The sequence below is a fragment of the Kosakonia sp. WA-90 genome (genome assembly GCF_039871955.1).
In the GTDB taxonomy this organism is placed as follows: Bacteria; Pseudomonadota; Gammaproteobacteria; order Enterobacterales; family Enterobacteriaceae; genus Kosakonia; species Kosakonia oryzendophytica.
On the sequence record NZ_JBDPLJ010000001.1, the window covers coordinates 63,612 to 81,549 of the forward strand.

Here is a 17,938-nt window from a genome sequence, read left to right on the forward strand (position 1 = left end):
TGAACAAGAAAAGGCATGCCGCGATGTGGTATTCTATCGTGACTAAAATCTTAAGATGTTTACCGGCAGTGCTCTGCCCAATAACGCCATGACAGAACAAAATAAAGTAACGATTACCGATCTCCACCATCAACTCGATACGCTGATGCTGCGTGACAGGCAGCGCTTCGCCCGTCGGCTCCAGGGCAGTAAGAAAGTTAAAAATCCTGAATCTCAGCAAGCGCTGTTCCGCCAGATAGCCGGGGAGATGGCCGAGGCGGCAGGGAAAGTCCTGCTGCGCGAAGCAGCGCGCCCGGTCATTGATTATCCGGACAATTTACCGGTCAGCCAGAAGAAGCAGACCATCCTTGAAGCGGTACGTGACAACCAGGTGGTGATTATCGCCGGGGAAACCGGTTCCGGTAAGACCACGCAGTTGCCGAAAATTTGTATGGAGCTGGGGCGCGGAATTAAGGGGCTGATTGGCCATACGCAGCCGCGCCGTCTGGCGGCGCGCACCGTAGCAAACCGTATTGCCGAAGAGCTGAAAACCGAGCCGGGCGGTTGCATCGGTTATAAAGTGCGCTTTAGCGATCACGTCAGCGATAACACCCTGGTCAAGCTGATGACGGACGGGATTTTGCTGGCAGAAATCCAGCAGGATCGCCTGCTGATGCAGTACGACACCATCATTATTGATGAAGCGCACGAACGCAGCCTGAATATCGACTTCCTGCTGGGTTACCTGCGTGAACTGTTGCCACGCCGTCCCGACCTGAAAGTGATCATCACGTCGGCGACCATCGATCCGGAGCGCTTTTCTCGCCATTTCAATAATGCGCCCATCATTGAAGTGTCCGGTCGCACTTATCCGGTCGAAGTCCGTTACCGCCCGATTGTCGAAGACGCGGACGACACGGAACGCGATCAGTTACAGGCGATTTTCGACGCTGTAGATGAATTGGGGCGCGAAAGCGCGGGCGACATTCTGATTTTCATGAGCGGTGAGCGTGAAATCCGCGATACCGCCGATGCACTCAGTAAGCGTGATTTGCGCCATACGGAAATCCTGCCGCTCTATGCGCGGTTGTCCAACAGCGAACAGAACCGGGTATTCCAGCCGCACAGTGGTCGACGCATTGTGCTGGCAACCAACGTGGCGGAAACATCGCTCACCGTACCGGGCATTAAATATGTGATCGATCCCGGAACGGCGCGTATCAGTCGTTACAGCTACCGAACGAAAGTGCAGCGTCTGCCCATCGAGCCGGTGTCACAGGCCTCTGCCAATCAGCGTAAAGGTCGTTGCGGCCGTGTATCGGAAGGGATCTGTATTCGTCTCTATTCCGAAGATGATTTCCTGTCGCGCCCGGCATTTACCGACCCGGAAATTTTGCGCACTAACCTTGCTTCGGTCATTTTGCAGATGACCGCGCTGGGGCTGGGCGACATTGCCGCCTTCCCGTTCGTGGAAGCGCCGGACAAACGCAATATCCAGGATGGGGTTCGTCTGCTGGAAGAGCTGGGTGCCATTACCACTGATGAGCAGCAGGTGGCCTATAAACTGACGCCGATGGGGCGCCAGTTGTCGCAGTTGCCGGTGGATCCGCGTCTGGCGCGTATGGTGCTGGAGGCGCAAAAACACGGTTGCGTGCGTGAAGCAATGATCATTACCTCTGCGCTGTCGATTCAGGATCCGCGAGAGCGTCCGCTGGATAAAAAGCAGGCGTCAGATGAGAAACACCAGCGCTTCCACGATAAAGAGTCCGATTTCCTCGCATTTGTGAATTTGTGGAACTACCTCGGCGAGCAGCAAAAAGCGCTCTCTTCGAATCAGTTCCGCCGCCAGTGCCGGGTTGATTATCTTAACTACCTGCGCGTGCGCGAATGGCAGGATATCTACACCCAACTACGTCAGGTGGTGAAAGAGCTGGGAATACCGGTGAACAGCGAACCGGCGGAGTACCGTGAAATCCATATCGCCTTGTTGACTGGTTTGTTGTCGCACATTGGTATGAAAGATGCCGACAAGCAGGAGTTCACCGGTGCGCGTAACGCGCGTTTTTCTATCTTCCCGGGCTCCGGATTATTCAAAAAGCCGCCAAAATGGACGATGGTCGCAGAGCTGGTGGAAACCAGTCGTCTGTGGGGGCGCATTGCCGCGCGTATCGATCCGGAGTGGGTTGAACCGGTGGCGCAGCATCTTATCAAGCGTGCCTACAGTGAACCGCACTGGGAGCGGGCGCAGGGCGCCGTGATGGCCACGGAGAAAGTGACTGTCTACGGTTTGCCCATTGTTGCTGCGCGCAAGATCAACTACAGCCAGATCGATGCGGCGCTGTGTCGCGAGTTGTTTATCCGCCACGCGCTGGTTGAAGGCGACTGGCAAACCCGCCATGCGTTCTTCCGCGACAACCTGAAACTGCGTGCGGAAGTGGAAGAACTGGAGCACAAATCCCGCCGCCGTGACATTCTGGTGGACGACGAAACGCTGTTTGAGTTTTACGATCAGCGCATCAGCCATGAGGTGATTTCCGCCCGTCATTTTGACAGTTGGTGGAAAAAAGCCAGCCGTGAGACGCCGGACCTGCTCAACTTTGAGAAGAGCATGCTGATCAAAGAAGGCGCGGAGAGCGTCAGCAAGCTGGATTACCCCAACTTCTGGCATCAGGGCAACCTGAAACTGCGCCTCAGCTACCAGTTTGAACCGGGTGCGGACGCCGACGGCGTGACGGTGCATATTCCCTTGCCGCTGCTTAACCAGGTGGAAGAGAGCGGGTTTGAATGGCAGATCCCCGGCTTGCGTCGTGAACTGGTCATTGCGCTGATCAAATCATTACCGAAGCCGACGCGGCGAAATTTTGTGCCGGCACCCAACTACGCCGAGGCGTTTCTCGGGCGGGTTACGCCGCTGGAACTGCCGTTGCTGGATGCCCTGGAACGTGAACTACGCCGCATGACCGGCGTTACCGTTGATCGCGATGACTGGCATTGGGATCAGGTGCCTGAGCACCTGAAAATCACATTCCGTGTGGTGGATGACAAAAACAAAAAGCTGCTTGAAGGGCGTTCGCTGGCTGAACTGAAAGAGAGCCTGAAAGGCAAAGTGCGGGAGACGCTCTCCGCCGTTGCCGATGACGGTATCGAACAGAGCGGGCTGCATATCTGGAGCTTTGGCACGCTGGCGGAAAGCTACGAGCAGAAGCGCGGCAACTATAAGGTCAAAGCCTGGCCCGCGCTGGTGGATGAACGTGACAGTGTGGCCATCAAGTTGTTTGATAACCCGCAGGAGCAGCAACAGGCGATGTGGCGCGGTATCCGCCGTTTGCTGCTGCTGAACATTCCTTCACCCATTAAGTATCTGCACGAAAAACTGCCCAATAAAGCCAAACTGGGGCTCTACTTTAACCCGTACGGCAAAGTGCTGGATCTGATTGATGACTGTATCTCCTGCGGTGTAGATAAGTTGATTGATGATGCGGGCGGCCCGGTGTGGACGGAGGAGAACTTCGCAGCGCTGCACGAGAAAGTTCGAGCAGAGCTGAATGACACCGTGGTGGAGATCGCTAAACAGGTCGAGCAGATCCTGACGACGGTTTTTAACATCAATAAGCGGCTGAAAGGGCGCGTGGACATGACGATGGCGCTGGGGCTGTCTGACATCAAAGCGCAGATGAGCGGGCTGGTGTACCGCGGATTTGTCACCGGGAATGGTTTCCGCCGCCTGGGTGATACGCTGCGTTATTTGCAGGCTATTGAGAAACGCCTGGAGAAACTGGCGGTTGATCCGCACCGCGATCGTGCGCAGATGTTGAAAGTCGAGCAGACGCAGCAGGCATGGCAGCAGTGGCTGAATAAGCTCCCGCCAGCACGACGTGAAGAGGAAGACGTCAAAGCGATCCGTTGGATGATCGAAGAGTTGCGCGTCAGCTATTTTGCGCAGCAACTTGGTACGCCGTACCCCATCTCCGATAAGCGTATTTTGCAGGCAATGGAGCAAATCAGCGGATAGCGACGCTCTGTTTTCCCTGGCCGGATGCGGTATCTGCCGCTATCCGGCGTTATTTTTTCAGGCGTTGACCCATGCCAGAGTAAAGCCATCCCAGCCTTTAACGCCCACCGTTTGCATGGCGGTGGCGGTCAACCGTGGCTCTGCGCCCATCATCTCAATAAAGGTTCGTACGCCCTGTACGCTGGCATCGGTGGTCACCGGGTTGGTGACTTCACCGTTGCGCACCACATTATCGCCAATAATCAGCGTACCCGGATGGGCATAGTGCAGTGCCCATTTGAGGTAATTCGGGTTATTGGGTTTATCCGCATCGATAAACACCAGATCAAACGGTGGGTGGTCGCCGAGATTTTCCAGCGTATGCAATGCCGGACCTTCTGCGACGGTGACCCGGTCCGCCACACCGGCGAAATGCAGGTTTTCCCTGGCGATGGCGGCATGTAACGGATCGGCTTCCAGTGTTAACAATTCACCGCCAACGGGCAACTCTCGCGCCATCCACACGGTGCTGTAACCGCCCAGTGTGCCAATTTCCAGTATGCGTTTTGCCTGCACCATACGTACAAACAGTGCCAGTAGCTGCCCCTGCACCGGCGAAACATCGATGCCAGGGAGACCGGCGCGCCGGTTGTTCGCCAGTACCTGCGCCAGAACCTCATCCTCTGCAATTAACTGTTTTTCTAAGTATTCATCAACCATGGACCACTTTTGCTGCATAGCATTACCTCTGGTGTTTGATAACTTAATTCAGCCCGGACCACCCTCCGCCCAGTGCGCGGTAGAGATCCACCTGCGCCAGCAACAGATTATTTTTCACCTGCACGGCGTTAAGCTGGGTGGAAAACAGCGTGCGTTGAGCATCCAGTACCTCCAGATAAGAGGAATAGCCGTTGCGATAACGGTTTTGTGCAATCCGCAGTGTCTCCTGCGCTACCTGCTCCTGCCCGGTCAGCTCATGCAGTTGTTCGCCGAGACGGGTGATGGCATCCAGGCTGTCGTTCACTTCTTTGAATGCGCTGCGCACGGTTTTTTCATAGGTGTAAAGCGCCTGATTCCGCTGGGACATCGACACATCTACCTGCGCATTTAATGCCTGTCGGTTAAGCAATGGTGCCAGAATACTGCCGCCCAGACTCCATAATCGCAGTGGGTTATCAAGCAGACCGGGCAGCGTATCATCCTGCACACTACCGGACGCGGTCAGATTGATAGAGGGCAGTAACTTCGCCTGTGATGATGCCAGTGTTGCATCGGCGGCAACCAACTGGTGCTGAGCCTGCACGATATCCGGTCGTCGGTTTAGCAAGGTTGATGGTAACTGCGAAGGCACGGCGAGCGGCGTGAGTCCGGCAAACGCGCTGCGTGCAATAGCCCCTGGATTACGGCCCAGCAACAGGCTCAGCGCGTTCTCCTGCTGATTGATTTGATGCGCTAACACCGGCACCTGCGCCCGTGTTGCCCGCAGTTCTGAATCGGATTGCATCAACTCCAGTCGTGAAGTATAGCCTGTTTCATACTGGTGACGGGCGAGCTGCAAGGCGTCTTCCCGCGCTTTCAGTGTCGCGCGGGTGACGCGAAGTTGTTCGTCCAGCGACAGTAAGGTCAGGTAACCCGTTGCCACGTTTGTGGCAACCGTCAGATCCGCCGCCGCGGCCGCTGCTTTTTGCGCGTCCAGCGACGCATCCGCTGCGCGTGCTGCGCTGCGATTCGCGCCCCACAGATCCACCGTATAACTGGCGGTCAGGTTGCCTTTATACAACGTACTGTGGACAGGCAATCCCGTGGCGGCCGACTGCGATCGGGCGCGCGTAGCGGAAAATCCTGCGTCCAGCTCCGGAAACAGCGCGCTGTCGGCCGCATAAACCCGTGCCTGATACTCGTTAACCCGTTCGCGGGCAATCAGCACATCACTGTTATAACGCAATGCCTGATCGACAAACTGATTGAGCTGATTGTCGTGAAACTGACGCCACCAGACGCGGTCTGCTTTACTGAGCGGGCCTGCGTCGCTGCGCCAGGCCGCAGGAATGTGCAGTGTCGGCTGCGCCGGTTCGATCTGCGCGGACTGGCACCCGGTAAGCGTGACGGTCAGCGCAACAAGGGCGCTGTGCAGCTTCATTTCTGCTTCTCCTGGGTATCAATATGCACCTGTACAGACATTCCCGGGCGCAGACGCGCCAGCATGTCGGGTTTTGCGTCAACGGCAATGCGTACCGGAATGCGCTGGGCGATCTTGACGAAATTGCCGGTGGCGTTGTCCGGGCTGACTGCACTGAACTCGCCCCCGGTTGCCGGAGAGAGACTTTCCACGCGCCCCTGATACGTTTCGTCATCCAGCGCATCGACGGTGAAATGCACGGGCTGTCCGACCTGCACGTTCGCCAACTGTGTCTCTTTCAGATTGGCAATCACCCAGCGTTGCGCCGGAACCAGTGACGTCAAATGCGTCCCCGCGCTGACATAAGCGCCTAAACGGACGCTGATCTGCCCGAGTTGCCCGTCTCGCGGCGCGACAATACGCGTGTTTTGCAAATCTATTTGCGCCAACTCCAGCGCCGCCTTGGCATTTTCGACGTCGGCCTGCAACGAGGCACGGTTAATAATGGTGGTTTGCAAATCCTGACGGGACATCTCCAGCGTGGCCTGCGCCTGAGCGATAGAGGCCGTGTTTTGCGCGGCGGTCGCCAGTGCCGCATCGCGTTCGCGAATCGACAGCGAACCGTCTGCCGTGAGTTCTTTCACGCGCTTAAGGTCTGCCTGCGATTTCAAATCCTGCGCTTTCGCGCTGGCTAACGCCGCTTCATTGCGTGCGATCACCGCCTGGGCGCTTTTTCGTTGCTGGAGATTGTTTTCCAGCGCCGCGGTTTTCATCGCCAGCGTCGCCTGCGCCTGGTGAACGCGCTGGCGGTAGATGCGGTCATCGATCTGCATAATCAGATCGCCTTTTTTCACGTTAGCAAAATCCTGTACCGGGACGTCCGTGATATAGCCGTTCACCTGTGGACTGATAAAGGTCGTCTGGCCACGCACATAGGCATTATCCGTAAACTGTGAATGGCGGGTAAAAGGGGGCAGATGCCACGCGTAAAGGATCACAAGTACGCCGACCAGACCGATCGCGGCGGCGGCAAAAATGGAGACCACACGCAAATTACTACGGGTATTTGCCTGCGCTTTGGCGGCATCCTGCTGACTCATAAACACTCCGGAAATAATAACGACATTATTTGGTTCCTGTTGCCCGTCGCAGTGCAAGACGGGCAGTTATACGCAGGCGCAACAAGCGCCACAAAATCCAGATCAGCGTGGCGGTAGCCACCGAAGCCGTTAACAGATAAGTATCGTTGTACGCGAGGATATTTGCTTCCAGCGTTGAGACGTTTTGCAACTGCGTCACGGCCTGCGTACTTAACAGTGTGCTATCACCGATCATGCTCTGGTAAAGCTGGCTGTAGAGTTGCAGTCGCTCATTGACGAGCGGGTTTAATGTGGTGAGCTGATCCGCCAGCAGACTGGAATGGTATTTTTCCCGCCAGGTTTGAAAGGTGCCTAAAATCGCCGAGCCAAGCAGACCACCAATATTCTGGCTCATACCGAACAGCACCGAGAAGCTGACCAGGTTGCGCGGCTCTGCAACAACGCCGCCAATCCCTGCCAGCATAGCCGGGGCGATAAAAAACGCACTGGCGAAGCCGAGCAAAAACTGGCTGACCAAAAGCTGGTCGGGGCGCGTCAGACTGGTGGACTGGCTGTCCATCAGCGAAGCAATAATCATCAGCGCCAGAGAGGTGATAATTGGCCAGGCCAGACGCTGCGGTTTGATAGTCAGGCAACTGGCCACGATACCGCAAATGATCCCGGCGAGAATCGACCAGGCAAGGTGAGTCATTTGATCGTTTTGCAAACCGACATACTGCAGCCAACCAAACACGCCGGTATTCTGTTCTGCCAGCACAATACGGATCAGCAGCATAATCAACCCGAGGCGAACAATACTGCCGCTGGAAAGCCAGCGGGTATTGAGCAAGGGGTTGCTGCGGTTATGTTCGAACACCATGGCACTGACGATCAGTACCACAGCCCCGGCGAGAGACCAGCCAATCCACGGCGCTTCAAACCACCAGTCCAGACGCCCCAGCGATAGCACCGCACAGACGAGTGCGATACCCGGTGCCAGCAGGAAAAACGTAATAAAGTCCTTCTTTTCAAACACCTTTCTGCGATCGCCAGGCGGCAGTTTCAACGCAATCACGCAGCCCAGCGAAATCAGCGCCAGCCCCAGTTCAAAAAAGTAGAGGCCACGCCACTCGTCGAGTTGCAACAGTTCGGTGGAGAAGAGACGCGCGACCGGGATCGCCAGTGTGGAACCGGTGATACCGATGGTCAGCGCTTTTAAGCGGTGTTTCGCAGGCCAGGCCTGGATCTGGTAATAGATGCCTAATGAGCTGAGCGCTGCCGCGACCATGCCATGTGCGGCGCGGACGATCAGCGCGGAACTCAGATCGTTAACGAACAGATGGAAAAAGGTCACCAGCACGTACAGCACCAGAAACCCTTCGGTAAAGGCGCGCAAACCGTACTGCTGGCGAAACTTGACCAACAGCAGGTTAATGGAGACGTTGGTCATCACGTACACTGCGGGTAACCATGCAATCTCGGTAGACCAGGCGGCAAAGGTGCCTTGCAGATTTTGCAGGTTCGCAGTGACCATAGCATTGCCCAGCGCCCCGGTCATGCAGACCAGAAGACCAACAATGCCGTAGGCGATACGCCGTGGCGTACTGTGAAACGGCGTGGAGGGCGAACCCAGCAGTACCGGTTTTTCATGGGGCGCCCATTCACGCGGTGCGTACGGATCGCGTTTCGGTAAACGCATCAGGTCTCCTCAACCTTGCGCAATAGCAATAAGATGTTGTCAATGGAAATAGTTAGGGTGCTAATGATTCTACGTGCGCAGGTAAACAGAATGCAAGTGCATAAGAACATGATAGATTACTCACAGTAATCAATCTGCTTAAGTGATAAGAAATAACCTCACATAAGGTGACAGTGTCACAATGAACCGTATCACTATTACTGTAACGACACCTTCTGATCCGGCATGTCTGCAATTGCAGGATGCGCTTTCGAACACGCTTCAGGCGTTAACCGGGAGTAGCGGCAGGGCATCTTTTGATACCCAGGCCTGGGGGGAAAACGATTTTTTTCTATTGGCGCAGGACGACAACCAGTATGCCGTAGGTTGCGTGGCGGTGCGTTACCTGGCCGACTCGATTGGCGAAATAAAACGTATGTATGCCCGACCGGGTACGCGCGGGGTTGGCGCGCAATTGCTACACGCGCTGGAAGCCAAAGCGCTGACGCAGGGATATCGCAGCCTGTGGCTGGAAACCCGCCAGATCAATCAACGGGCGCTCGACTTTTACCTGCGGCATGGTTACCGCATTCGCGAAAATTACGGGCGCTATATCGGTAATGCGGAAGCGGTCTGTTTTGAAAAAACGCTGGTATCGCCAGCCCAGGCAGACCGCGAGTAAATCACACAGGGATATTTGTGTAATCAGACAGACCTGGCTGTAACCCGCTATGGTGGGGGGTTTTTGCTTATTTCAATTTTTGTTACAGAAACTTACGTGAACGACCACGAACAGGATTCGGAGTGATCCGCTATTCAGCTCGCGCCAGCGCGTTAGGCTGTAAAAAGATTTACGAAGGAGGTTTAGCTCATGTTGACAACGTTTCCCGCTTTGCCTGAACAGACGCTGGCGGCCGCCAATGCGTTAGGCGCGTGGCTGGCGCAGAATGATTTTGTCGGCAAACCGACGCCCGTACGGGCGGATGTGGTGATCCTTGCGGGCAACGCCGTGATACCCACCATCAATGCGGCCTGTGCACTGGCGGCGGCGCAGGGGACACCGCTGCTCATCAGCGGCGGCATTGGCCACTCAACGACCTTTCTCTATTCCGCCATTGCCCGCCACCCACGCTATAACGTGCTGCGTACGACCGGGCGCAGCGAGGCGGCGATCCTTGCAGACATCGCCCGACAGTTTTGGAAATTGGATGACAAACAGATCCTGGTAGAAGAAAAATCTGCTAACTGTGGTGAAAACGCACGGTTCAGCATCGATATGCTCGTCAACCGGGGGATGACGCCGAAGACGGCAATGGTAGTGCAAGACCCGACCATGCAGCGTCGCACCATGGCGACCTTTGCCCGCGTTAGCCAGCAGTGCGCTAACGCCCCACACTGGCTGAGCTGGCCCGGCTTTACACCGCGACTGGTCAACACGGCTAAGGGTGTAACTTTCCAGCCGCGACAGAGAGGCTTATGGTCGGTGGAGCGTTATCTTTCCCTGATCCTCGGCGAAGTTCCGCGTCTGCGCGATGATGCCAATGGTTATGGCCCTGGCGGGCGTGATTTCCTGGTGCATATTGATTTTCCTCAACATATTGAAGATGCATGGCAGGTTCTACTGGCCGATCGCACGCTGGCTGATGCCTTATCAAGCCGTTCTCTCTAAGCCTGATGCCCGTTTGCGTAGCCCTTGTCGCAAACGGGCATTCCTGTCCGCGATAATGTAATTTTTTTGTTTCTTTTTCGCTGTGCTTTTATGAGTTCTCTCACAAAAGTTCGCTTCCTGTCTGGGAAATGCCCTGTGCGGATATAGATTTTTAACAGCAAGTTCACTTGTTAAAAACAATATCATTACAGGAGCGAGTCATGACAGCACCGGTACAACACCCAATGTTTATCGACGGTCAATTTGTAAGCTGGCAGGGCGACAAATGGCTGGATGTCGTTAACCCGGCAACGGAAGAGATACTGGCGCGCATTCCCGATGGCAGGGCGGAAGACGCCCGCCGGGCGATAGACGCGGCTGAACGCGCCCAGCCCGCCTGGGAAGCCCTTCCCGCCATCGAACGTGCAGGTTGGCTGCGTAAGATTGCCGCAGGTATTCGCGAAAAAGTCAGTGAAATCAGCGCGCTTATTGTTGCAGAAGGTGGAAAAATTCAGCAACTGGCAGAGGTGGAAGTGTCATTCACCGCCGATTACATCGACTATATGGCCGAGTGGGCGCGGCGCTACGAAGGTGAGATCCTGCAAAGCGATCGTCCAGGCGAGAATATCTTTGTATTCAAACGCCCGCTGGGCGTCACCACCGGCATTCTACCGTGGAACTTCCCGTTCTTTCTGATTGCTCGCAAAATGGCGCCTGCGCTGATCACCGGTAATACCATTGTGATTAAACCCAGCGAATTTACGCCGAATAACGCCATCGCTTTCGCGAAAATCGTTCACGATGTCGGGCTGCCGAAAGGTGTTTTTAACCTGGTGCTTGGCCGTGGGGAAACGGTCGGACAGGAGCTGGCAGGCAACCCGAAAGTGGCGATGGTCAGTATGACTGGCAGTGTCGGTGCGGGTGAGAAGATCATGGCCGCAGCGGCGAAAAGCATCACCAAAGTGTGCCTGGAACTGGGCGGAAAAGCCCCGGCGATTGTGATGGACGATGCCGACCTGGAGCTGGCGGTCAAAGCCATTGTCGACTCCCGCGTGATTAATACCGGGCAAGTGTGTAACTGTGCTGAGCGTGTTTATGTCCAGCGCGGTATTTATGACCGCTTTGTTAATCGCCTTGGCGAGGCCATGAAGGCTGTGCAGTTTGGCGATCCCTCTCAGCGCAACGACATTGCTATGGGGCCGCTTATCAACGCAGCGGCGCTGGAACGCGTAGAGCAGAAAGTCGCGCATGCGGTGTCCGAAGGCGCGCGGGTTGCGCTCGGGGGTAAACCGGTGATCGGTAAAGGCTATTTCTACCCGCCCACGCTGCTGCTGGATGTGCGCCAGGAGATGGCGATCATGCACGAAGAGACATTTGGCCCGGTGCTGCCGGTCGTGGCGTTTAACACGTTGGATGAAGCGCTGGCGATGGCCAATGACAGTGATTATGGTCTGACATCATCGATCTATACCCGGGATCTCAATACGGCAATGAAAGCGGTGCGCGGGCTGAAATTCGGGGAGACCTATATCAACCGTGAAAACTTCGAAGCGATGCAAGGCTTCCATGCAGGCTGGCGCAAATCCGGGATCGGCGGAGCGGACGGTCGCCACGGCCTGAACGAATACCTGCAAACCCAGATGGTCTATCTGCAATCCTGATAAGCGCTGCCCCCGACGCGTGTGGGGGCACGCTTCACACTTTGGTGGCGATCCACCCCATCATCAGCTCCGGCCAAATGGCGACCGGCAAACCCAGCGCATCGCGAATGCCGAAACCGTGCGCACCCTGTTCGAACAGGTGCATCTCCACCGGTACACCCAGGCGGCGCAGGGCGGTAAACATCACCACGCTGTTTTCCACTTTGACTGCGGGATCGTCAACCGCATGCAGTAAAAACGTCGGTGGTGTGTGTTCATCTGCCATTTGCTCTGCGGAATAACGGCGAATTTGATCTGCCGTTGGCGTCTCACCAATGAGTTGCTGGCGGGACTGCGGGTGATCAATCTCCTTTTGCATGGTGATCACCGGGTAGACCAGCGCCATAAACGCCGGACGGGCGCTTTGCTGATCAATGGCGTCAAGCGGTGCGTAAACAGATTCGTTATAACGTGTGCCCAGACTTGCTGCGGCATGGCCCCCGGCAGAAAACCCCATCACACCAATGCGCTCAGGATCAATATGCCAGGTGCTGGCATTGGCGCGAAGCGTACGCATGGCTCGCTGAACATCCGCCAACGGCGCATCAGCGCCTTCCGCATGCCCGTCTCCCGGCAGGCGATAGGTCATCACAAACAGGGTGTAGCCTTTGGCGTTAAAACAGGATGCCAGTGCGCTGCCTTCTTTATCCAGTACCACGCGGCGGTAGGAGCCGCCTGGCGTCACCAGAATGCCCACGCCATTCGGGTTTTGCGGGGCGTAAACGGTGATCTCCGGGGCGCGTACACCGGTCACTGAACGATCAAAACGGGACGGCCCTGTGTAGCGTTCTTCCAGTTGGAAATGCACCGGGCTTACCTGTGCGCCGGGGGCTTCTCCCTGCGGCCAGACGGGGAAGGTAGTGGAATGCTGCACGGCGACATCCATCAGCGTTAGCAGATCTTCCCGACTCATATTTCTCACACCTGCACTCCTTTTACATCGTATCTGCTGTATAGCATAGGCGGATTGTGAGCGGGTTGGGGGACAGCGAGATCAAAGAGATGCCGGGTAGCGGGAACCTACCCGACAGGATTGCGGATCAGAGCGTACGGTATTTTTCCAGCACGCGCACAAGCTGGGTAACGAAGCCGTATTCGTTATCGTACCAGGAGACGGTTTTCACCAGTTGCAGATCGCCCACTTCGGTGATTTCCGTCTGGGTGGCATCAAATACCGAACCGAAATGACTGCCAATCACATCGGACGACACGATCTCTTCGTCGGTGTAGCCAAAGGATTCGTTATTGGCGGTGGCTTTTTTCAGCGCGGCGTGGATCTCATCCACGGTCACTTTTTTCTCGAGTACCGACACCAGTTCTGTGACTGAGCCGGTTTTCACCGGTACGCGTTGGGCATGGCCTTTCAGTTTGCCGTTGAGCGCCGGGATCACCAGGCCAATGGCTTTGGCCGCGCCGGTGGTGTGCGGAATAATATTCTCCGCCGCTGCCCGCGATGCGCGCAAATCTTTACCGCGTGGCCCATCAACCAGCGCTTGTGTACCGGTATAAGCGTGGATAGTGGTCATGGTGCCCGCTTTAATGCCGAAACTGTCATGCAGGGCTTTTGCCATCGGTGCCAGGCAGTTTGTGGTGCAGGACGCGACGGAAATAAGGGTGTCCTGGGCGTTGAGCGTGTCGTCGTTGACGTTATAAACCACGGTTTTCATGTCGCCTGCCGGGGCAGAGATCAGCACTTTTTGGGCACCGGCATCGAGATGTGCTTGTGATTTTTCTGCGGAGGTATAGAAGCCGGTACATTCAACAATGATCTCTGCACCTGCGCTACGCCACGGAATATGTTGAGCGTCTTTCTCGGCGTAAACGGTGATGGTTTTACCGTTGACGATCAGCGCGTCTTCGCTGAAGTCCACACTCCAGTTAAACGGGCCGTAATTGGAGTCATGCTTTAAGAGATAGGCGAGCACTTTCGGTGAGGTCAGATCGTTGATCGCGACCACTTCTGCGCTGCTGTTGGTTTCCAGCAGACGACGTAGAACCAGACGACCGATACGGCCAAACCCATTGATGCCAATTTTACTCATGATTTTCTCCCTCAGGATTGAATGAATCACAGCATTGCACTCGTCCAGTGATAGCCTGGGGAGGAGGTTTGGGCAACTGAATCACATTCATGTAACGATAAGTGATTGAAAATTGATACAGTAAAGTTAATGAATTTTTAAGAAAAGCCAGGTATGTTGAACGCCGGTCCGTTCTCCGTTTGTTGTGGGGTGTCGTTATGCGTAGCAACTATTCCGGCTTACAAATCGCTATTCACTGGCTGGTATTTCTGCTGGTGGTGGCCGCTTATTGCGCCATGGAGTTTCGCGGTTTTGCGCCGCGCAGTTATCGTCCGGCGTTTAATATGGTGCATGTCTCCTGTGGCATTTCTATTCTGGTGTTGATGGTTGCGCGGTTACTGGTGCGGCTGAAAAACCCGACACCGCCGATTGTGCCAAAACCATCCGCGATGATGACCGGGTTGGCGCACCTTGGCCATCTGGTGATTTATCTGCTGTTTATCGCATTGCCGGCGATCGGCCTGCTGATGATGTACAACCGTGGTGGTCCGTGGATGGCGTTCGGCATAGCGATGCCGTATGCGGCTGAAGCCAATTTCGATCTTGTGGATATGCTAAAAGAGCTCCATGAGCTGCTGGCGAATCTGGGATATTTTGTGATTGGCCTGCACGCGGCGGCTGCGTTGGCGCACCATTACATTTTTAAAGACAATACGTTGCTGCGAATGATGCCGAAAAAACAGGCATAACGCTTCGCGGCACGTAAAACCCAATCTCTGAGCCTCGTTATACTGCGGGGCTTTTTTATTTTCCCGACGGCTAAAATGTGATCTTGTCTGGTTTTTACGGCAGAAAAGCCGGGGGGAATCACATTTTGCGCCATCTGTGCTGTGCTGAATTCGTACAAGCGGTGTAGATAGTATATCTATTATAGAAACACTATCGTGAGTGGAGGGGGATATGACACAGCCAGTACAGGGGTCTCTCGATCGGATGGCGTCGCAGGAAGAGGCCTCCGGGAGCCGTAAATTACGTAAAGTGCTGCTGGCCACCGGTATTGGCCATTTTGTTGAGTGGTTCGACTTCGGTTTGTACGGCACACTGGCCGCGATTATCGGTCTGCAATTCTTTCAGGCGGGTAACCCCAGTGTGGCATTGCTCTCTTCCTTTGCAGTCTTTGGCGCCGGGTTTGTGATGCGCCCGCTGGGCGGGCTGTTCTTCGGATCACTGGGCGATCGCAAAGGGCGGCAAAAAGTGCTGGCAACTGTGATTCTGCTTACTTCCGGCGCCACGTTCGTGATGGGGTTATTGCCAACCTATCATCAGATTGGCATTACAGCGACGGTGTTGTTGGTGATCACCCGTCTGGTTCAGGGCTTTGCTGCCGGTGGCGAAAGTTCCGGGGCGACAACGTACCTGGCGGAATATGCGCCTATGGCGCGCCGTGGCTATTTTACCTGTTGGATCGATAACTTCGGTTTTATGGCCTTTGTCGCCGGTTCAGGGTTAGTGTTTCTGCTGACCGCAACGCTGGGTGAAAGCACCATGAACGACTGGGGCTGGCGCATTCCCTTTTTGATCGCCGGGCCGCTGGGCTGGGTAGGGCTCTATTTACGAAAACACCTCGAAGATTCGCCGGAATTTGTTGAAGCCATGAAAAACGGGCAAACAGAGAGCGCACCGCTGCGTAAAGCCGTCACCACGGCATGGGCGGCATTGCTGTTTTGCGTTGGTTTTGTGGTCATCAAGGCGGTCGGGCACTGGACGCTACAAACCTTTATGCCGAGTTACCTTTCCACCGAACTGAACTTTTCCAGGCTGAATGCCTATGCCATTACCACCATTGGGCTGTTTTCCGTTGCGGTACTGGTGCCTTTTATGGGTTATCTGTCGGATAAATACGGGCGTAAGCCATTGATGCTGACCGGCTGTGCCGGGTTTATTTTGCTAAGTTATCCGGCGATGATGGTGATGGCGAATGGCGATGTGCTCTCGGCGGTGCTGGCAATGGTAATGTTGGGGGCTTTCATTGCGGCGTTTGACGGGGCTTGCACTGCGGCGATGGCTGAACTGTTCCCGACCCGTATTCGTTACGGCGGGCTGTCGATTGCCTATAACTTTGCAGTGGCGTTTTTTGGCGGCATCACGCCGTGGTTCTCTGTGTGGCTGATCACCAACACGGGCGACAAATTCTCGCCCGCCTACTATGTGATGGGCGCGGCACTGATCACTTTCCTGACGGTCATGCGCGCGCGTGAAACCGCCGGTAAGCCACTTAAACGATAACGCTGAAGCCTGCACGGCGGGGCATTAGCGGGCTACAACACACAGTGTGACGTGATCCCACCAGGGATTATTCGTCACCTGTTGGTGTTGAATAATAAAACCTTGCTCGAGGATTTCTTGCCGTAATAATGGCAGCGGCAATAATGTGCGCCAGGGTTGACCATCCCGATAAAGGACATACTCCGCCGGGTTGTAGTGTCGGCGATCTTCTTCTTTTCGCGGCTCTCCGCACATGCTACTCAGCACAAAGTGGCCATCGACCGCGAGCAGGCGCTTGATTTCATGCCAGGCCTGCTCGCGCTGTTTTCCCGTCAGGCAGTGCATGCAGCTCCCGTCAAAAATTAACGCAAATGGGTGTTCAGGCAACTGATTGAGATGGCAAACATCGGCTGTCTGAAAATCGCCGCAGAGTCCTTGCCGGAAAAAATTCTCCTGTGCCCAACGGATTGCGGTTGGGGAAATATCCACGCCGCTTACCTGATAGCCCTCTCTGGCAAACCACAACGACGCCATGGATCCGTTACCACAACCCAGTTCAAGGATCCTGCTGCCCGGTGCGGGTAACAATGCGGCGTCTTTCAGCGTTGTCAGATTTTCATGCAAATTATGCCATGCGCGCGGGTAACCGCTGCCGGTCCAGGCTGGCTCCCCGCTGGCGTACAGCCGCTGATATATCTGTTCGTAAATATCCATCTTATCGCGTTATTTAATGAGAACGGAGTTGATAAATATACGCGCAATATTAACTCAGGAAATCATTTTTATTCCGTAAGGGCAAAGTTCAAATAAGCAGTCCTGTTGCTGGTCACAATTTCTTAAAGAAACATTATCATTGCCGGGGCAGTTGCAACTGTTTTTTATCGTTCGCCAGACGGAAGGAAAAAAAGGCATCGTATGGACAATGTTAAAGTTTCGTGATTTGCCATCAACAATAACGCCCTGAGCGTCCGTCTTTAACTTGTTGTTTGGACGTAAAAAATAGGAGCCTTTATACCATATGATAACAGACAGTTCCGATGTATTTCGCGCCAGGGCGAAAGCCGTGCCGGTGGCGGGGGATACCAGCATATCCGTAATATTCCAGTGCATAACGCCTCCTTCTTTTGAACATATTCCCTGTGAGAAAAATCCTAACAAATAAGAAAGTCTGCGCCTATGGTTAATAACAATATTTAATGTCGCTGCGTAAAACCTAAAGAAATTTTCAAAAGTTTACTGAGTAATTTTTATATGGTTGCTCGGGTTCATGCTCACCAGCCTGACCCGCAAAATGCCTCACCATTTTGAGTGCCCTGGGGCGGTGAGGTAGGGGGGCTGCTAAGGTTTGAAAAATTACTGGCAATCCAAAGAGTGTTGCTATTATTAATTCTGTATCACTCACAAAACCCCTAAAGGCTGGTGCGACAGTCTGTTCCATGCACGGTCAGTTTTTATGCA

Annotated in this window: 14 protein-coding genes; 6 read left to right on the forward strand and 8 right to left on the reverse strand. The window is 54.8% G+C overall.

Annotated elements, in window-relative coordinates; translation table 11 throughout:
• The first annotated feature begins 88 nt into the window (after positions 1 to 88).
• Positions 89 to 3,991, forward strand: a complete 3,903-nt coding sequence (gene hrpA, locus ABGA49_RS00310; RefSeq protein WP_347664932.1) for an ATP-dependent RNA helicase HrpA — start codon at positions 89 to 91, stop codon at positions 3,989 to 3,991.
• Positions 3,992 to 4,048: 57 nt separating this feature from the next.
• On the opposite strand, the gene ABGA49_RS00315 is transcribed toward hrpA, so the two are convergent.
• Genes ABGA49_RS00315 through ABGA49_RS00330 form a run of 4 tightly spaced genes read right to left on the reverse strand, consistent with a single transcriptional unit; the run spans position 4,049 to position 8,867 of the window.
• Entirely contained in the window at positions 4,049 to 4,708 is a 660-nt protein-coding gene (locus tag ABGA49_RS00315) for an O-methyltransferase (protein WP_061496099.1), read from the reverse strand.
• Between the two features lie 25 nt (positions 4,709 to 4,733).
• On the reverse strand, positions 4,734 to 6,110 hold the full coding sequence (locus tag ABGA49_RS00320) for an efflux transporter outer membrane subunit (protein WP_347664933.1): 1,377 nt from the start codon (positions 6,108 to 6,110) through the stop codon (positions 4,734 to 4,736).
• A complete protein-coding gene (locus tag ABGA49_RS00325; RefSeq protein WP_061496095.1) occupies positions 6,107 to 7,189 on the reverse strand; it encodes an HlyD family secretion protein in 1,083 nt (360 codons plus the stop codon). Before ABGA49_RS00325 ends, ABGA49_RS00320 begins: the two co-directional genes overlap by 4 nt.
• A 25-nt stretch (positions 7,190 to 7,214) precedes the next feature.
• A complete protein-coding gene (locus tag ABGA49_RS00330; protein WP_061496094.1) occupies positions 7,215 to 8,867 on the reverse strand; it encodes an MFS transporter in 1,653 nt (550 codons plus the stop codon).
• Between the two features lie 181 nt (positions 8,868 to 9,048).
• Between ABGA49_RS00330 and ABGA49_RS00335 the strand changes: the two genes are divergently transcribed.
• The 3 genes from ABGA49_RS00335 (at position 9,049) to aldA (ending at position 12,155) form a co-directional block, all read left to right on the forward strand.
• On the forward strand, positions 9,049 to 9,528 hold the full coding sequence (locus ABGA49_RS00335) for a GNAT family N-acetyltransferase (protein ID WP_347664934.1): 480 nt from the start codon (positions 9,049 to 9,051) through the stop codon (positions 9,526 to 9,528).
• Between the two features lie 189 nt (positions 9,529 to 9,717).
• Positions 9,718 to 10,515 carry an ElyC/SanA/YdcF family protein gene (locus ABGA49_RS00340; protein WP_347664935.1) on the forward strand — a complete coding sequence of 266 codons (798 nt, stop codon included), beginning with the start codon at positions 9,718 to 9,720 and terminating at the stop codon, positions 10,513 to 10,515.
• Positions 10,516 to 10,715: 200 nt separating this feature from the next.
• Positions 10,716 to 12,155, forward strand: coding sequence for an aldehyde dehydrogenase (gene aldA / locus ABGA49_RS00345; protein ID WP_347664936.1), 1,440 nt, complete (start codon positions 10,716 to 10,718; stop codon positions 12,153 to 12,155).
• A 34-nt stretch (positions 12,156 to 12,189) separates the two neighbouring features.
• On the opposite strand, the gene ABGA49_RS00350 is transcribed toward aldA, so the two are convergent.
• Positions 12,190 to 13,116 (reverse strand): alpha/beta hydrolase, encoded by a 927-nt coding sequence (locus tag ABGA49_RS00350; RefSeq protein ID WP_134318131.1) that lies wholly within the window; start codon positions 13,114 to 13,116, stop codon positions 12,190 to 12,192.
• A 118-nt stretch (positions 13,117 to 13,234) separates the two neighbouring features.
• Entirely contained in the window at positions 13,235 to 14,236 is a 1,002-nt protein-coding gene (gap, locus tag ABGA49_RS00355; protein ID WP_134318132.1) for a type I glyceraldehyde-3-phosphate dehydrogenase, read from the reverse strand.
• A 197-nt stretch (positions 14,237 to 14,433) separates the two neighbouring features.
• Between gap and cybB the strand changes: the two genes are divergently transcribed.
• Together cybB and ABGA49_RS00365 are read left to right on the forward strand one after the other, a co-directional pair.
• Positions 14,434 to 14,964: a cytochrome b561 gene (gene cybB / locus ABGA49_RS00360; protein WP_347664937.1), complete on the forward strand. Its 531-nt coding sequence runs from the start codon at positions 14,434 to 14,436 to the stop codon at positions 14,962 to 14,964.
• Between the two features lie 244 nt (positions 14,965 to 15,208).
• Positions 15,209 to 16,501: an MFS transporter gene (locus ABGA49_RS00365; RefSeq protein ID WP_347665128.1), complete on the forward strand. Its 1,293-nt coding sequence runs from the start codon at positions 15,209 to 15,211 to the stop codon at positions 16,499 to 16,501.
• Positions 16,502 to 16,525: 24 nt separating this feature from the next.
• Here the strand turns inward: ABGA49_RS00365 and ABGA49_RS00370 are convergent, their stop codons facing one another.
• Together ABGA49_RS00370 and ABGA49_RS00375 are read right to left on the reverse strand one after the other, a co-directional pair.
• A complete protein-coding gene (locus tag ABGA49_RS00370) occupies positions 16,526 to 17,194 on the reverse strand; it encodes a class I SAM-dependent methyltransferase (protein ID WP_088237610.1) in 669 nt (222 codons plus the stop codon).
• A 54-nt stretch (positions 17,195 to 17,248) separates the two neighbouring features.
• Positions 17,249 to 17,590 carry a hypothetical protein gene (locus ABGA49_RS00375; protein ID WP_061496077.1) on the reverse strand — a complete coding sequence of 114 codons (342 nt, stop codon included), beginning with the start codon at positions 17,588 to 17,590 and terminating at the stop codon, positions 17,249 to 17,251.
• Between the last annotated feature and the right edge of the window lie 348 nt (positions 17,591 to 17,938).

What these genes read in the sequence shown, in the direction of transcription:
- ABGA49_RS00315 (WP_061496099.1), bottom strand. Translation starts at nt 4,708, where the DNA reads ATGCAGCAAAAGTGGTCCATGGTTGATGAATACTTAGAAAAACAGTTA.
- ABGA49_RS00325 (WP_061496095.1), bottom strand. Translation starts at nt 7,189, where the DNA reads ATGAGTCAGCAGGATGCCGCCAAAGCGCAGGCAAATACCCGTAGTAAT.
- ABGA49_RS00335 (WP_347664934.1), top strand. Translation starts at nt 9,049, where the DNA reads ATGAACCGTATCACTATTACTGTAACGACACCTTCTGATCCGGCATGT.
- ABGA49_RS00330 (WP_061496094.1), bottom strand. Translation starts at nt 8,867, where the DNA reads ATGCGTTTACCGAAACGCGATCCGTACGCACCGCGTGAATGGGCGCCC.
- ABGA49_RS00375 (WP_061496077.1), bottom strand. Translation starts at nt 17,590, where the DNA reads ATGCACTGGAATATTACGGATATGCTGGTATCCCCCGCCACCGGCACG.
- ABGA49_RS00340 (WP_347664935.1), top strand. Translation starts at nt 9,718, where the DNA reads ATGTTGACAACGTTTCCCGCTTTGCCTGAACAGACGCTGGCGGCCGCC.
- hrpA (WP_347664932.1), top strand. Translation starts at nt 89, where the DNA reads ATGACAGAACAAAATAAAGTAACGATTACCGATCTCCACCATCAACTC.
- ABGA49_RS00365 (WP_347665128.1), top strand. Translation starts at nt 15,209, where the DNA reads ATGGCGTCGCAGGAAGAGGCCTCCGGGAGCCGTAAATTACGTAAAGTG.
- aldA (WP_347664936.1), top strand. Translation starts at nt 10,716, where the DNA reads ATGACAGCACCGGTACAACACCCAATGTTTATCGACGGTCAATTTGTA.
- cybB (WP_347664937.1), top strand. Translation starts at nt 14,434, where the DNA reads ATGCGTAGCAACTATTCCGGCTTACAAATCGCTATTCACTGGCTGGTA.
- ABGA49_RS00370 (WP_088237610.1), bottom strand. Translation starts at nt 17,194, where the DNA reads ATGGATATTTACGAACAGATATATCAGCGGCTGTACGCCAGCGGGGAG.
- ABGA49_RS00320 (WP_347664933.1), bottom strand. Translation starts at nt 6,110, where the DNA reads ATGAAGCTGCACAGCGCCCTTGTTGCGCTGACCGTCACGCTTACCGGG.
- gap (WP_134318132.1), bottom strand. Translation starts at nt 14,236, where the DNA reads ATGAGTAAAATTGGCATCAATGGGTTTGGCCGTATCGGTCGTCTGGTT.